General features: G+C 40.1%; 19 protein-coding genes. All 19 read left to right on the forward strand.

From position 1 onward, the window contains the following. The 19 genes from der (at position 1) to aroH (ending at position 15804) form a co-directional block, all read left to right on the forward strand. Entirely contained in the window at positions 1-1314 is a 1314-nt protein-coding gene (der, locus tag JOC54_RS16555; RefSeq protein WP_035442009.1) for a ribosome biogenesis GTPase Der, read from the forward strand. Between the two features lie 24 nt (positions 1315-1338). Beyond that, positions 1339-1953 carry a glycerol-3-phosphate 1-O-acyltransferase PlsY gene (gene plsY, locus JOC54_RS16560; protein ID WP_437183569.1) on the forward strand — a complete coding sequence of 205 codons (615 nt, stop codon included), beginning with the start codon at positions 1339-1341 and terminating at the stop codon, positions 1951-1953. 12 nt (positions 1954-1965) lie between these two features. Then, a complete protein-coding gene (locus JOC54_RS16565; protein ID WP_437183563.1) occupies positions 1966-2991 on the forward strand; it encodes an NAD(P)H-dependent glycerol-3-phosphate dehydrogenase in 1026 nt (341 codons plus the stop codon). A gap of 70 nt (positions 2992-3061) precedes the next feature. Continuing rightward, positions 3062-3328: a stage VI sporulation protein F gene (locus tag JOC54_RS16570; protein WP_204467623.1), complete on the forward strand. Its 267-nt coding sequence runs from the start codon at positions 3062-3064 to the stop codon at positions 3326-3328. Positions 3329-3529: 201 nt separating this feature from the next. Continuing rightward, complete coding sequence (locus tag JOC54_RS16575) at positions 3530-3736, forward strand: DUF2768 domain-containing protein (RefSeq protein ID WP_035420859.1); 207 nt, start codon at positions 3530-3532, stop codon at positions 3734-3736. Between the two features lie 19 nt (positions 3737-3755). Next, a complete protein-coding gene (locus JOC54_RS16580) occupies positions 3756-4490 on the forward strand; it encodes a YphF family lipoprotein (protein ID WP_204467626.1) in 735 nt (244 codons plus the stop codon). A 208-nt stretch (positions 4491-4698) separates the two neighbouring features. Continuing rightward, positions 4699-6177 (forward strand): stage IV sporulation protein A, encoded by a 1479-nt coding sequence (gene spoIVA, locus JOC54_RS16585; protein ID WP_035442018.1) that lies wholly within the window; start codon positions 4699-4701, stop codon positions 6175-6177. Positions 6178-6290: 113 nt separating this feature from the next. After that, complete coding sequence (gene folE, locus JOC54_RS16590) at positions 6291-6854, forward strand: GTP cyclohydrolase I FolE (protein ID WP_035420860.1); 564 nt, start codon at positions 6291-6293, stop codon at positions 6852-6854. Positions 6855-6868: 14 nt separating this feature from the next. Further along, positions 6869-7087: a trp RNA-binding attenuation protein MtrB gene (gene mtrB, locus JOC54_RS16595; RefSeq protein WP_035420861.1), complete on the forward strand. Its 219-nt coding sequence runs from the start codon at positions 6869-6871 to the stop codon at positions 7085-7087. A gap of 94 nt (positions 7088-7181) precedes the next feature. Beyond that, a complete protein-coding gene (locus JOC54_RS16600; RefSeq protein ID WP_204467628.1) occupies positions 7182-7943 on the forward strand; it encodes a heptaprenyl diphosphate synthase component 1 in 762 nt (253 codons plus the stop codon). A gap of 1 nt (position 7944) precedes the next feature. Further along, complete coding sequence (gene menG / locus JOC54_RS16605) at positions 7945-8658, forward strand: demethylmenaquinone methyltransferase (RefSeq protein WP_204467630.1); 714 nt, start codon at positions 7945-7947, stop codon at positions 8656-8658. A gap of 19 nt (positions 8659-8677) precedes the next feature. Beyond that, positions 8678-9565 carry a UbiA-like polyprenyltransferase gene (locus JOC54_RS16610; protein ID WP_204467633.1) on the forward strand — a complete coding sequence of 296 codons (888 nt, stop codon included), beginning with the start codon at positions 8678-8680 and terminating at the stop codon, positions 9563-9565. A 37-nt stretch (positions 9566-9602) separates the two neighbouring features. Next, a complete protein-coding gene (locus JOC54_RS16615; protein WP_204467635.1) occupies positions 9603-10445 on the forward strand; it encodes a menaquinone biosynthesis protein in 843 nt (280 codons plus the stop codon). 38 nt (positions 10446-10483) lie between these two features. Beyond that, on the forward strand, positions 10484-11455 hold the full coding sequence (hepT, locus tag JOC54_RS16620; protein ID WP_204467637.1) for a heptaprenyl diphosphate synthase component II: 972 nt from the start codon (positions 10484-10486) through the stop codon (positions 11453-11455). Between the two features lie 306 nt (positions 11456-11761). Next, positions 11762-12205 carry a nucleoside-diphosphate kinase gene (ndk, locus tag JOC54_RS16625; RefSeq protein WP_204467639.1) on the forward strand — a complete coding sequence of 148 codons (444 nt, stop codon included), beginning with the start codon at positions 11762-11764 and terminating at the stop codon, positions 12203-12205. A 91-nt stretch (positions 12206-12296) separates the two neighbouring features. Beyond that, a complete protein-coding gene (locus JOC54_RS16630; protein ID WP_367617821.1) occupies positions 12297-13115 on the forward strand; it encodes a CheR family methyltransferase in 819 nt (272 codons plus the stop codon). A gap of 67 nt (positions 13116-13182) precedes the next feature. Further along, positions 13183-14355: a chorismate synthase gene (aroC, locus tag JOC54_RS16635; RefSeq protein ID WP_204467642.1), complete on the forward strand. Its 1173-nt coding sequence runs from the start codon at positions 13183-13185 to the stop codon at positions 14353-14355. 1 nt (position 14356) lies between these two features. Continuing rightward, on the forward strand, positions 14357-15430 hold the full coding sequence (aroB, locus tag JOC54_RS16640) for a 3-dehydroquinate synthase (RefSeq protein ID WP_204467644.1): 1074 nt from the start codon (positions 14357-14359) through the stop codon (positions 15428-15430). Beyond that, on the forward strand, positions 15427-15804 hold the full coding sequence (gene aroH, locus JOC54_RS16645) for a chorismate mutase (RefSeq protein ID WP_321174662.1): 378 nt from the start codon (positions 15427-15429) through the stop codon (positions 15802-15804). The genes aroB and aroH overlap by 4 nt, the downstream gene beginning before the upstream one ends. Positions 15805-15876: the final 72 nt, after the last annotated feature.

The raw sequence follows: 15876 nt of genomic DNA on the forward strand, positions 1-15876 counted from the left end.
GTGACAAAACCAGTCGTTGCAATCGTCGGAAGACCAAATGTAGGAAAATCCACTATTTTTAATCGAATTGTAGGCGAACGTGTTGCAATTGTTGAAGATATGCCTGGAGTAACACGGGACCGTTTATATAGTAAAGGTGAATGGTTAAATCATGAGTTTTATGTCATTGATACAGGTGGAATTGAGCTTGGAGACGAACCGTTGCTTGTGCAAATGCGTCAACAAGCAGAAATTGCTATTGATGAAGCGGACGTTATTTTATTTATGGTTAACGGAAGAGAAGGGATAACCGCAGCGGATCAAGAAGTTGTAAACTTGTTGTTTCGTTCAAAAAAACCAGTCGTTCTAGGCGTTAATAAAATTGACAATCCTGAAATGAGAGATTCATTATATGAATTCTATTCTCTTGGAATTGGCGAGCCATACGGTATATCTGGCTCACACGGACTAGGCCTTGGAGATCTTTTAGACGCTGTAGTGAACCATTTCCCTGAAGAGTTAGATGATGCGATTGCTGAAGATACAATTAAAATGGCGTTGATTGGTCGTCCAAACGTAGGGAAATCCTCGCTTGTTAATGCACTTTTAGGCGAAGAGCGAGTCATTGTAAGTCAAATCCCTGGAACAACTAGAGATGCCATTGATACTTCTTTTACAAGAGATGATCAAGATTATGTTGTCATTGATACAGCAGGTATGCGAAAACGCGGTAAAGTATACGAAGCGACTGAAAAATATAGCGTTCTTCGTTCATTAAAAGCGATTGAGCGTTCTGATGTTGTTTTAGTTGTTATTAACGGAGAAGAAGGCATTATTGAACAAGATAAAAAAATAGCTGGCTATGCGCATGAAGCGGGAAGAGCCATTGTGATTGTCGTCAATAAATGGGATGCAATAGAAAAAGACGATAAGACTATGCAAAATTTTATTGAAGATGTCCGAGCTGAATTCCAATTCTTATCGTATGCACCAATTTGCTTCTTGTCGGCAAAAACGAAGCAACGTTTACATTTATTGCTTCCGCAAGTTAAGAAAGTTTCTGAAAACCATCATTTACGAGTGCCAACCCATGTTCTAAATGACATGATCATGGATGCAGTTGCAATGAATCCAACGCCAACTGACAAAGGGAAGCGTTTAAAAATCAACTATGTGACTCAAGTAGCTGTTCAGCCTCCGACATTTGTGTTTTTCGTAAATGAACCTGAATTGATGCACTTTTCCTATCGTCGTTTTCTAGAAAATCGCTTAAGAGCAACGTTTGAATTCGAAGGGACGCCAATTCATATTATCTCGCGTAAGAAAAACGATTAACCATGTGCAGGGGGGACGCTTGTGATTGTTCTGTTTTTTAGTGTAATTCTTTTTAGTTATTTACTTGGCTCCATTAGCTTCAGTTACTTAATTGCTAAAAAGATTAAAAAAATTGATATACGTTCACAGGGAAGTGGAAATGCTGGGGCAACAAACACGCTGCGAGTTTTAGGCGTGGGTCCAGCTGTGACGGTATTGCTGCTCGATGTGGCAAAAGGGGTCTTGCCTATTGTCGTTGCGATGCTATTATCGGATGAACCTCTCGTCCATGTTGCTGCGGGATTAGGAGCAATTATTGGACATAACTGGCCAGTTTATTTTGGCTTTCGTGGCGGGAAGGGAGTTGCTACTTCCATTGGAGTAATGGCAACTCTTCTCTTATTGCCTGCGTTAGCTTCAGGAATTATTGCGATAGGTAGTATTGTTATGACAAGGTATGTTTCATTAGGATCATTGTTATTTGCAATTTTGACTCCTATTGCTGCTCTTCTATTTATGATAATGCCCTCATTTACGTATCCGCTTGAATACATATTTCTGTCTATTTTCCTAGCAATCATGTCGGTTTGGCGTCATCGAACGAATGTAAGTCGATTGTTGTCAGGAACAGAGAGTAAACTAGGTAAAAAACATGCATAAGGAGGCGTTATGTTGAAAAAGAACGTTGCTGTAATTGGCGCTGGAAGTTGGGGTAGTGCTTTAGGAATTGTGTTAGCGGACAATGGTCATGATGTTCGTTTAGTCGGAAGACGAGAAGAACAAATGGAGGAATTAAATCAATACCATACAAATAAATCGTATTTACCTGGTATTGATTTTCCAACAAGTATTAAAGGATATACAGACCTAGGCGAGGCACTTCAAGATATTGATGCAATCGTTCTTGTTGTTCCCTCAAAAGCGATGCGCGAAACAGTTAAGTCACTTCTTCCTCATTTAACTCAGGCTGTGCCATTAATCCATGCATCTAAAGGTATTGAGCCTACAACACATATGCGCGTATCCGAAGTTATTTCAGAAGAAGTTGGAACCACTGGTCGAATTTCGTCCATTACCGTGCTTTCTGGACCTAGCCATGCTGAAGAAGTTGCTTTAAGGCAACCAACGACCGTGACGGTAGCCTCAGCTGACGAGAGTGCGGCAAACGAAGCCCAATATTTATTTATGAATCAAAAATTCAGGGTATACACAAATCCTGATTTAATTGGCGTTGAGATTGGCGGCGCATTAAAGAACATTATTGCGCTTGTATGTGGCGTAACCAATGGACTAGGCTATGGAGATAATACGAAAGCAGCGATTATGACAAGAGGGTTGGCTGAAATCGCGAGGCTCGGAGTACAAATGGGAGCTCAACCACTCACTTTCTCCGGTTTATCTGGGTTAGGCGATTTAATTGTTACTTGCACAAGCGTCCATTCGAGGAACTGGAGAGCTGGTCGAATGCTTGGTGAAGGAAAATCAATGGAAGAAGTCCTCGAACAAATGGGTATGGTCGTTGAAGGAATACGTACAACGCAAGCAGCTTATGAGTTGGCATCAGTGAATGATATTGATATGCCAATTACAACAGCGCTTTATTCTGTTCTATTTGAACAAGTTAATCCACATCAAGCGACAATTGAGTTGATGGGGAGAGTGAAGAAAAACGAGGTTGAGTCACTCTTTAATTTGTAAACGTCGTCCGTGCACACATCCATTCATCATGCATACGATAAGAGGAACGTAAGCATGAGGAGGGATTTGGGTGTTTAAGAAGAATAATTCTTTTTTTGATCAAGTACAGCAATCTGCCAAAGTTCGTCCAGATGAACTGTTAAAATTAGCGAACTCAGTTAGCCAATCGAATCTAAAAGATGAAGCAACATTACGTGAGCTGATTGGCAGAGTTTCTGCTTTGGCAAACAAACCTGTTACAAAAGAAAAAGAAGATCAAATTGTCCATGCAATTCTAAGCAATAACATGCCTACGGACTTGTCGTCTTTAACAAAAATGTTCAACAACAAAAAATAACAAGAAATTAGTCAAACATCCAGACCAAATTTCGAAGGCTGCATATACTTTAATAGAACACCTACTATTAAGAGGGCGAGAAAGAGGATTTAGTCAAGCTAGAGAGGAGCGCCCCACTCCTGTCTAGCTTTTTTTTGCCTGTTTAGAAGGCCTTTCATGTGATATACTGGCTTTGAAGTGGGAAAAGTGAGGTGTTAGTTAATGTCTACAGCTATGCTAAATATGTACATATCGTTTGCTGGGTTGTTGCTTATGTTTATTTCAGCAGGAGCATCGCTTTTAGCAAGAACGAAGCTAAGTGGAATTCTTTCTAAAATTGTATTAACGTTTTCTTTTTGTTGTATGGTGGTATCTGGTCTGATTGTTCTATATATTGTTGTTGGAGGACCTACTTCTACGCATGAATGATTAAAGGAGTTAATAAATAATGAAACAAGTTTATAGATGGTCAGGAGCATCGTTCATTTTACTACTTTTGAGCGGCTGTTTTTTACCAGACACAGAGCGAGCAGAGAATCAGGTTCCTTATCCAGACCAGCTTGCTAGTGTACAAGCTGCTGTTGACCAATTTCAACAAGATACTGGCGTTTTGCCGATTAATACGTTTGATGAAACAACGAATTTATATCAGCGTTACGTTGTTGATTTTAGACAACTTGTTCCGAGTTACATGCAGAGCCCACCAGGTACGTCTTTTGAAAATGGCGGGACGCACCAATTTGTCCTTGTTAATGTAGAAGAAGACCCTGAAGTAAAAGTGGTTGATGTCACTGTAATGAATACAATAAATCGCTTAAATCAACGAATAAATGATTACCGCCGCAAGCATGACTATGCGCCAATTAAGGAAGCCTTGGATTATAATTTGTTTTCTTTAGATTATAAGAAGCTTGGCTACAGTGAGGAACCTCTTATCAATAGCCCTTATCATGATACGCTTCTGCCGCTTCTATTTACGAATGAAGGCGATATCATTATTGACTACAAGCCTGATTTATTGGAGTTAGAATCGAGTCAGGGCGTAACGTATGAGGAAGGAATCGATCTTCGTCCTCAGTTATATGAAGAATCTCCTTATGTCCCGCTTTTTTCCGTTCCATATACGTATCATCCCGATGAAGGTGTCCAATACGATACGCGATTTTACGACGAAAATGAATAAAGATGGTCTAGAATGCCCCCTCCAAAAATAAGCTATCATTGGAAGGGGCATTTTGTATGAGCTCCCCTTCTCAAGCATTGGATGCAGGTAGAAAAAATTTCTCCGTAGTCAGTCATATTAATTGGACAATGTCATAGACATGGTAGTGGTTAGAGGAATAAGACTCGGCTGCATCATACTTTACTTGACCGGGAGGGGAATGATTTTGTTGGAAAAAGTAGATATCTTCAAAGATATCGCGGAGCGAACCGGAGGCGACATTTATCTCGGTGTCGTAGGAGCGGTTCGCACGGGAAAATCGACGTTTATTAAGAAATTCATGGAACTTGTGGTGTTGCCTAATATTGAGAATGAGGCAGATAAATCACGTGCTCAAGACGAGCTTCCGCAATCAGCTGCTGGGAAAACAATTATGACTACGGAACCGAAGTTTGTTCCGAACCAAGCGGTTTCTATTCATGTAGATGAAGGATTAGATGTGAATATCCGACTTGTTGACTGTGTTGGGTATGCGGTTCCTGGAGCAAAAGGTTATGAAGACGAGAATGGACCTAGAATGATTCACACACCGTGGTACGAAGAACCGATTCCTTTTCAAGAGGCGGCTGAAATTGGGACGAGAAAAGTAATTCAAGAACATTCTACATTAGGTGTCGTGGTTACAACCGATGGCACAATTGGAGATATTCCACGTGGGGATTACTTAGAGTCTGAGTCAAGGGTAGTGGAGGAACTAAAGGAAGTTGGCAAACCATTTATTATGATCGTCAACAGCGTTCGCCCAAATCACCCAGACACAGAGCAGTTAAGAGCTTCACTATCTGAACAATACGATATTCCTGTGCTTGCGATGAGCATTGAAAGCATGAGCGAATATGATATTAATAATGTGTTACGTGAAGTCTTATATGAATTCCCAGTTCATGAAGTGAATGTGAATTTACCAAGCTGGGTAATGGTCTTAAACAACGAACATTGGCTTCGTCAAAGTTATGAAGAATCCGTTCGTGAGACCGTTAAGGATATCAAACGCTTGCGAGATGTTGATCGAGTCGTTGGTCAATTTACAGACTTGGATTTTATTGATCAAGCGAAATTAGCAGGAATTGAGATGGGCCAAGGGATAGCAGAAATTGATTTATATGCGCCTGATGAGCTTTATGACCAAGTTTTAAAAGAAGTGGTTGGCGTTGAAATTCGCGGCAAAGATCATTTGCTCTCGCTTATGCAAGAGTTTGCTCATGCGAAATCAGAGTATGATCAAGTTGCAGATGCGCTTCGAATGGTTAAACAAACAGGTTATGGTATTGCCGCACCGGCTTTATCCGATATGAGTTTGGATGAACCAGAAATTATTCGTCAAGGCTCTCGTTTTGGAGTGCGCCTACGCGCTGTAGCTCCTTCCATTCATATGGTAAAGGTTGACGTAGAATCGGAGTTTGCGCCAATTATTGGAACGGAGAAACAAAGCGAAGAATTGGTGCGGTACTTAATGCAAGACTTTGAAGAAAATCCGCTCTCCATTTGGAACTCTGATATTTTCGGTCGATCACTTAATTCAATTGTTAGAGAAGGAATTTCAGCCAAACTCTCTTTAATGCCTGAAAATGCACGTTATAAGTTACAAGAGACGTTGGAGCGCATTATAAATGAAGGATCTGGTGGATTAATTGCGATTATCTTATAATGTATGTTTGGACTCACTGAATGACAGTGAGTTCTTTTTGCTTTTCAAGCACAGTTTTGCTACTCTTTAAAAGAGATTTATTTGTAGAGAGATGGATGATGGAGGGACAAGTAATGGTTGATCACGATAAATTACAACAAGCAGTAAGAATGATACTAGAAGCAGTAGGTGAAGACCCAGAGAGAGAAGGGTTAATTGATACACCAAAAAGAGTCGCGAAAATGTATGAGGAAATGTTTAGCGGGATTCACGAAGATCCATCAAAACATTTACAAACGATTTTCACTGAAGAACATGAAGAGCTTGTTCTCGTTAAGGATATTACATTTTATTCAATGTGTGAACATCACCTCGTTCCGTTTTTTGGGAAAGCACACATTGCTTATCTCCCTCGTGACGGCAAAGTAACGGGTTTGAGTAAATTAGCAAGAACGGTAGATGGGATTGCGAGACAGCCCCAAGTGCAAGAACGAATGACAAAGACGCTAGCTGATGTTCTGGAAGAAACGCTTGATGCAAGAGGCGTGATGGTCGTTGTTAGTGCTGAACATATGTGCATGGCGATGAGAGGTATAAAAAAACCGGGATCAAATACAGTTACATCGGCCGTAAGAGGTTCTTTCATTGAAGATGGTCTGGCACGTCAAGAGGTGCTTACATTAATCAATCAATCATAAAAGGAGGAGATTAAATGAGTAAGCAAGATGATTTTTTTGTCATTAAAGCAAGGGAAAATGGGGTACAGGTTATCGGTTTGACGAGAGGCTCTGATACGCGCTTCCATCACTCAGAGAAGTTAGATAAAGGAGAAGTGATGATCGGTCAATTCACCGAGCACACTTCTGCCGTCAAAATTCGTGGGAAAGCAACAATTCAAACCAGTCATGGTACGCTGCAAACGGATGATTAAAGTTAACCTGTTTGCTTGTGTCCATGCATTCATGCCTATGCTATACTGTAATAGAAAATCTGTAGTGTAGGAACGTAAAGAAGGGGCAGGTAAAATGTGCAAAAAAGTATTGCCGAGTATTCAGTCAGCGTCTGAACTAAAACAACATGTTGAACGTTTAGTTCGACATGATTATTTAAAACTATATATTGATAATACACTGCCTGAGGAAGATGAGTTGTGGCTTGTTTTTACTATTTTAAAAAAACGTGAATCGGACGAGCGTGCATTAGCAATTACCCTAGCTTGGGGGTTTGTCCACGCGGGACTTGCGATTCATGAATTGGTTTCATTACATAACAAAAACGATGACGAATCGAAGAAAAGACGGCAGCTAAATGTATTAGCCGGAGATTTTTATAGTTCCCTTTATTATCAGTCTCTTGCTGGCGCAAGTGCCGTAGATATGGTTGAGCTGTTTGGAAGCACTTTACAAGACATTTACGAGTATAAGATGACGAGCTATATGGATAATCAAGCGAGTCCTGCTGAGCAACTTCACTATACAAAGGAGATTGAATCACTTTTACTTGTGGCGATTCTTGACCAAATTGGCGAGTCCGTTTACAAAGAGTTGATCCAAGCTTTCTTTCTCTATAAGTGGCTGCAAAAAGAAGTGAAGCGAGAAAACCTAGAATCTCCTTCGTCGTTTTTCTATGCCCTAAAAAAGGAGAACGATGAGATTGATTCGAATCAACTTGAGGTATTCAAACAGCAAAGTATCTCCGAGTTAAATAGAGAGTTAGAGAAGCATGATAATGGAGACGAAGTGATAGAAGTGATTCAGCATTTTCTTCACACAAGCGGAGGGGAGTAAAATGAGCCAGTCTAAAGAAGAGCGCGTACACGACGTGTTTCAATCGATTCATAAGCGCTATGACATGATGAATTCAGTGATTAGCCTGCAACGACATAAATCTTGGCGAAAAGATACGATGAAACGTATGCAAGTAGAGGAAGGAAATAGTGCCCTCGACGTATGTTGTGGAACCGCCGATTGGACACTTTCGTTAAGTGAGGCAGTTGGGGAGAATGGTCGAGTAAAGGGTCTTGACTTTAGCAAAAACATGTTAGAAGTAGGCCAGCTTAAAGTTGACAAATCGACGTTAAACAATATTGAGCTAATTCATGGAAATGCCATGGAGTTGCCTTATGAAGATAATACATTTGATTATGTCACAATCGGGTTTGGACTGCGCAATGTGCCTGATTACTTAACGGTTCTTAAAGAAATGTGTCGTGTTGCCAAACCGGGTGGTAAAATCGTCTGTCTTGAAACGTCACAACCAACAATTCCAGTGTTTAAGCAAATGTATTTCTTTTATTTTAAACATGTGATGCCATTAGCAGGTAAGCTGTTTGTTAAAAAATACGATGAATATTCATGGCTGCAAGAGTCAACGATGTCGTTTCCAGGGCGAGAAAAGCTTGCTGAGCTGTTTAAAGAGGCGGGCATGACAAATGTTGTTGTTAAAAGTTATACGGGTGGAGTGGCATCGATGCATTTAGGTGAAAAACCGATTAAAGAATGAAAGAGGTGAAGCCATTCTTATGGCAGTAGCAACAGCTTCAAAAACAAAAACTTTTATGAGAATGATAAAGATTGAACATACGATTTTTGCGCTACCATTTGCATTTTTCGCGATGTTGTTAGGAAGTTTAGTGACGACGGGGACTTTCCCGACAATAAGTCAGTGGTTTTGGGTTACGATCGCTATGGTTGGCGCCAGAACGGCTGCAATGTCTTTAAACCGTGTGATTGACGCAAATATAGATAAGCATAATCCTAGAACGGCTAATCGAGAAATTCCAGCAGGATTGTTATCCAAAACGGATGTTTGGTTTTTTATCGCGGTCTCATTCCTTTTATTATTCGTAGCAGCTTTTAATCTAAATCTATTATCTGTCTATCTATTACCAGTGGCCGTTTTCTTTCTTGTATTTTACTCATACACAAAACGATTTACTTGGATGTGCCATCTTGTTCTAGGTGTTACAATTGGGATAGCACCACTTGGCGGATGGGTTGCTGTTACAGGTGAAGTATCAATCGCAGCGTTTTGCTTGTTTATCGCCGTTTTGTTTTGGTTAGCTGGTTTTGATACCGTATACGCGACGCAAGATGCTAACTATGATCGAGATCATAAGCTGCATTCGATCCCAAGTCGATTCGGTATTAAACGAGCTTTGCAACTTGCAAAAGGGTTTCATCTTGTTAGTTTCCTATTTTTTGTAACGCTAACATTCGTATCGCCACTGAGCTGGGTATACATGATTGGCGTAATTTTGGCCGGTATGATTATGGTCTATCAACATTCGATTGTGAAAGCGGACGACTTATCTAAAGTTCAAATCGCTTTTTTTCCAATGAATGGAACACTGTCCGTACTGTTATTTCTATTTGCGTTAGTTGATATGCTACTTATACGCTTCATGTAACGATAGGAAGGCAAAATTGTAGAAAAAGGGGATTTTTATGGGTTTAAAAGTTGGAGAGATTGCTTATTCCAATACAATACCGTTCTTTTTCAATTTAAATAAGCAGGAGCTGGCTAAAGCGGACATTACGTTTGTCAAAGATGTGCCGGCAAAAGTGAACGCGTCGTTAACAAAAGGAGAAGTTGATATTGCAAGCATTTCCTCGTTTTCGTATGCAAAAAATAGTAATAAATACATTGTTCTTCCTGATTTATGTGTTGCTTCAGAAGGGACCGTTCACTCACTATTGTTATTCTCGAAAGTACCGATTACTGATTTAGATAATAGCGAAATTGCGCTTACAACCAGTTCTGAAACGACGGTTCATTTGCTTCAAGTAATCCTGAAGCGATTTTTTAATGTTCATGCATCATACATTGACATGCAGCCTAATTTGCATAAAATGTTAGATGATCATGATGCGTGCTTACTAATTGGTGATGACGCAATTCGCGCTCGACACGCTGATGTTCCGTTTGTGTACGACCTTGGTCAGCTTTGGTTTGAACACACAGGCTTACCAATGACGTACGCGCTATTCGCAGTGAGGAAAGACGTACTTGAAAGCAAAAAAAATGAAATCATCTATGTTCAACAATGTTTAAAGTCAAGTTGTCAGGAAACGATAGAAACAAACTATAAAGAAGTAAGTCAGCATTTATCAACAATGAACTTAGCGGGTTATTCTTTTTGGGAAATGTATTTTAATGACCTTTTGCATGAAGCGAATGAGAGAACGAAAAAAGGGTTGCTTTACTTTTTTCAGCTTTGTTACGAAGAAGGCTTTATTGAACATCCCGTTCTAAACATTGAGGAATGGCAGCCCGTCGGCTCCATTTAAAAATAACGCAGTCGGTTTTCTGCATAAGGGTGGCGTTCATGAAGTTAGCAGATATATATAAAGAATTTCGAACAGATATTGAGTACATTGAATTGGTTCTTGAACAGACGCTCTCTGCCAAACACCCTGTTTTAAAAGAGGCATCAACGGATTTACTAAAAGCGGGCGGGAAAAGAATTCGACCTGTACTTGTTTTGCTTGCGGGTAAGTTTGGGAATTACGAACTTGAGCGTTTGAAACACATTGCTGTCTCGCTTGAACTAATTCATATGGGATCACTTGTTCATGACGATGTGATTGACAATGCACCGCTGAGAAGAGGGCGCGAAACCGTGATGTCTAGATGGGATAACCGTGTTGCAATGTACACAGGTGACTACATTCTTGGACATGCAATCGAAACAACCAAAGTTTTTAGTGAGAAAAAAGTCCATATGATTATTTCAGATGCTATGAACCAAATGTGTCGTGGAGAAGTCGAACAAATTCGTGATCAATACAACTGGGATCAAAACATCCGAACGTATTTTAGAAGAATTAAGCGCAAAACAGCGTTGTTAATTGCCGTTAGCTGTCAGCTTGGAGCAATCGCCACAAATGTTGAAGAAGAATTACAAAAGAAAATGTATTACTTTGCTTATTTTTTAGGTATGTCCTACCAAATCATGGATGATATTCTTGATTTCGTTGGAACAAATGAGCAATTAGGAAAACCAGCAGGTGGCGACTTAAGACAGGGGAACGTAACGTTGCCTGCTCTATATGCGATTGATCATTTGGATGGTTTTAAGCATATGCTGGAAAATAAGTTGTCAAAAGAATCCTCCGTTCATATTGATATGACACCTATACTTGAAGCGGTCCGTCAATCAGGAGGAATTGAATATGCGCAAGTAATGAGTGATCGTTATTTACAAAAAGCACATCACTTATTAAAAGATTTTCCGGAATGTGAAGCGAAGAAACATTTGACGCAAGTAGCAGCATATATCGGCCGGAGAAAATACTAAAATATGCTAGAAGACGATTGATCCTATTAAGGATTGGTCGTCTTTTTTGATTACATCAGCCATATGCACAAAGGGGTTTCATGATTCTGTAGCGCATTTAATAAAGCGCTATAGCCTGTGTCCACGGTTCTCCTGTAGCGAACTTGAATCAGCTTCACTAGTCCAAGCAGAAAACCCTACACTTGAACTATGGTCTACTAGATTATTTTAGCTAATTTTGCGATAAAAGATTGTTAGCGCTTACTTATTTTGTTATAATGAACAAGTTGATTTCTTACTATACATAATGAAGTGAGGGTTTTAAAAATGGAACGCACATATGTCATGATTAAGCCAGACGGAGTACAGCGCAATCTTATCGGACCAATTGTTTCACGCTTCGAACAAAAAGGATTCACATTAACTGCTGCTAAGCTTGTTACGTTATCAAAAGAAACGGCTGAAACACATTATGGTGAACATAGCGAAAGACCATTTTTTGGTGAATTAGTTGACTTTATTACGTCTGGACCAGTTTTTGCAATGGTTTGGGAAGGCGATAATGTCGTAAAGACTGCTCGCCAGATGATTGGCGCAACGAATCCAGCAGAAGCTGCTCCTGGGACAATTCGTGGTGACTATGCTGTGCAGTTAAGCATGAACGTTATTCATGGTTCTGATTCAGTTGAAAGCGCTAACCGTGAGATTGGCATCTTCTTCGCAGATAATGAAATGTCTACGTATAAAAAGAATAGCAACGAATGGGTTTAAAAACACATCTTTGGATGTGTTTTTTTCTTTTTCCCTTTCAAACAGCAAACCATGTTAAACTCTTTATAAAAAACGAGGGGAAGAACAGTGAGTGGAAGATGGTCAGTTGATTAATAGAATTGAAGAGGATTCATATGAGCAATTCACACGTTTGTTTTCAACATTAACAGGAATAGAGTTAGAGTCTTATAAACGCCCACAAATGGAACGACGCTTGCTTTCCTTGGCAAAAAAAAATGGGCATTCGTCTCTTTTATCTTTTGGAAAAGCAATGAAAACAGACAAGGTTTTACTGGCTGAATGCTTGGAAAAGATGACGATAAACGTTACTTCATTTTTTCGTAATAGTGAAAGATGGCAAACGTTAGTTGAGCAAATTCTACCCAAGCTAACGAGTGGACAAGAGTCACTTAAGATTTGGAGTGCAGCTTGTTCTACTGGTGAAGAAGCGTATACGTTAGCAATTATCTGTGCGGAGCACAATATTTCTTTACAGCAATCGACTCTCTTAGCTTCAGACTTAGATGCGTCCATTTTGGAAAAAGCGCGCATCGCTAAGTATAAAAAAGATGCCGTCATAAATGTCTCTCCAGACATGCTTACAACGTACTTTAATTACAAAAGTGATGAATATGCGGTAAAAGAGAGTTTGCGTAAACAAATTTCTTTTACACAACGTGATTTATTGAGTGATTCGTATCCAGATGCTTGTGATTTAATTGTTTGCAGGAACGTCTGCATTTATTTTACTGAAGAAGCAAAACAATTGATTTTTCTTAAATTAAGTCAGGCACTAAGACCAGGAGGAATATTGTTTGTTGGTAGTACAGAACAGATCTTTAATCCAGCCCAATTTGGTTTAAAACCAGTCGCATCATTTTTTTATGAAAAATTCGATTTGAAAAAATAAATAACTACTGATATAATTTAACGCATAAAAGCAATAAAGCGAATGGTCAGTTGAAAGGATGTTTGAGATGAGGTTTTTAACCGCAGGGGAATCACATGGACCACAATTAACGGCAATTATTGAAGGCGTACCAGCTCAATTACCGTTGGAAGCTGATGCTATTAATGCTGAATTGGCACGTCGTCAAGGTGGTTATGGTCGAGGAAGAAGAATGCAAATAGAACAGGATCGTGTGCAAATTCTAAGTGGTGTGCGTCATGGTTTAACTACGGGAGCGCCAATTACCTTTGTTGTAGAAAACAAAGACTGGAAAAACTGGACAAAAATTATGGGAGCTGAGCCCATCACACAAGAAGAAGAAGAGAAGATGCGGCGAAGATTGACGCGACCTAGACCAGGTCATGCTGATTTGAATGGGGCAATTAAATATGGTCATCGAGATATGAGAAATGTTCTTGAACGGTCTTCCGCTCGTGAAACAACGGTAAGAGTTGCATGTGGAGCCTTAGCAAAGGTCATTTTAAAAGAGCTCGGAATTGAAGTAGCGGGACATGTATTGGAAATAGGCGGTATAGAAGCAAAACAAATTTCGTATGATTCGATCGATGAGCTGAAAATAAAATCAGAACAGTCACAAGTGCGTTGTTTAGACGAGGAAGCTAGTACTAAGATGATGAAAGCAATTGACGAGGCAAAACAAGATGGAGACAGTATTGGTGGTGTAGTCGAAGTCGTTGTTGCTGGTGTACCAATTGGACTTGGCAGCCACGTTCATTATGACAGAAAGCTTGATGGGAAACTAGCAGGAGCGGTCATGAGTATTAATGCCTTTAAAGGTGTTGAAATTGGCATTGGTTTTGAAGCAGCTCGATTGCCTGGAAGTCAAGTTCATGATGAAATTCAATGGAATGAAGAGGACGGCTATACGAGAAAAACAAATCGATTAGGTGGGTTTGAGGGTGGAATGACAAACGGAATGCCCCTCGTTATCAAGGGTGTTATGAAGCCGATTCCAACACTATATAAACCGTTAAAAAGCGTTGATATTGATTCTAAAGAAGCATTTGATGCTGGAGTTGAACGTTCAGATAGTTGTGCCATACCAGCTGCTTCTGTTGTTTGTGAAAATGTAGTTGCTTGGGAAGTGGCCAATGCGGTCTTAGAAATGTTTCATTCGGATCAATTGCCGATCCTACAAGATCAAGTCAAAAGGCACCACCAGTTAACAAAGGAGTTTTAGGATGAGGGTGGATGTCCAGACAACAAACCAATCATATCAAGTTCTCATTGAGCCTGGAATCATCACTCGTGCAGGTGAAGAAATAAAAAAAGCTGCTCCGGCATCTTCTTATTTAATCATCGTCGACGAGAATGTCGCGACAACTTATCTATCAATTTTTCTAGCTTCTTTTGAGCAAGAAATTCCTTATTATGTTGTTCCGAGTGGAGAGGCATCAAAGTCGTTTTCCCAGTATGAGTCTTTGCTAGATTATTGCTTGCAAATAAAGCTTGATCGTTCCTCGGTTATCCTTGCGTTTGGTGGTGGTGTTGTCGGCGATCTTGCTGGCTTTGTTGCAGGGACCTACATGCGTGGCATACGCTTTGTACAAATTCCCACAACTTTACTTGCTCATGATTCAAGCGTAGGCGGTAAGGTAGCTATTAATCTAGCAGATGGCAAAAATATGGTTGGTGTGTTTCATCAGCCTGAGCTTGTCCTCTATGATCCAAATGTATTAAAAACGTTACCGGAAAAAGAATGGCGTTCGGGTTTTGCTGAAATTGTAAAAATGGGTTTTATTGCTGATCGTGCCTTTTTCGAATGGCTGCATCTGGAAGTTACCGATTTAAAAGCGATTAAACAAGAAACATTAATACAATTCATCGCAAAAGCGGTCCAACTAAAGGCGGCTATTGTTCAACAGGACGAGAGAGAAGACAATGTAAGAGCGCTATTAAATTTTGGGCATACGCTTGGGCACGCAATCGAAGCGGAACTAGGGTATGGAGCAATTACTCATGGAGAAGCGATTGCAATTGGGATGCGTTTTGCCATTCGATTGGGTAATCGTATTCTCTCACATTCAATTGACGGTTCTTCTTTCGAGAAATGGTTCGAGACACTAGGTTATTCGTTAAATGTTCCACCTGAGTTAAGCGCAACGAGTTTGTTAACGAGAATGAAAGTAGACAAAAAAGCGTCCTATCAAAACTTTGTGATGGTGCTTTTAGATCAAGTTGGCCAAGCGAAGGTCTACAACGTTGCCGTGGATGATGCGATGCTTGTATTAAAGCAAGAATTGGGGGAGTCATGATGATGGTACGAGGTGTGAGAGGGGCAACAACAGTCAAGGAAAACGACGCGGCACTAATTGAATCTGAAACGGAAACATTGGTGCGCGCGATGGTTCAAGCCAATCAAATTGATCCTGAACAAGTAGCACAAGTGTTGATTACAGCAACAGGTGATATTGATGCTGGATTCCCGGCGAAAGCGCTCCGCAATCTAGACGGATGGAATTATGTACCTGTTATGTGTGCGCAAGAAATTCCAGTTAAGGGCAGTCTTAGCAAATGTATCCGGATTATGATGACCATTAATACGGATATTGAGCAAAGGCTAATTAACCATGTGTTCTTGGAAAATGCTGTTTCACTTCGGCCAGACTTATTAAAAGAAGGAAAGTAGGAAGTGGTTGACGAGTGTATCATAATCAGTTACACTTCTCTGCAAGTAAGAGTTGAGAGTAAGAATGAGCTG

The organism is Shouchella xiaoxiensis (assembly GCF_016907895.1).
In the GTDB taxonomy this organism is placed as follows: Bacteria; Bacillota; Bacilli; order Bacillales; family Bacillaceae_D; genus Shouchella; species Shouchella xiaoxiensis.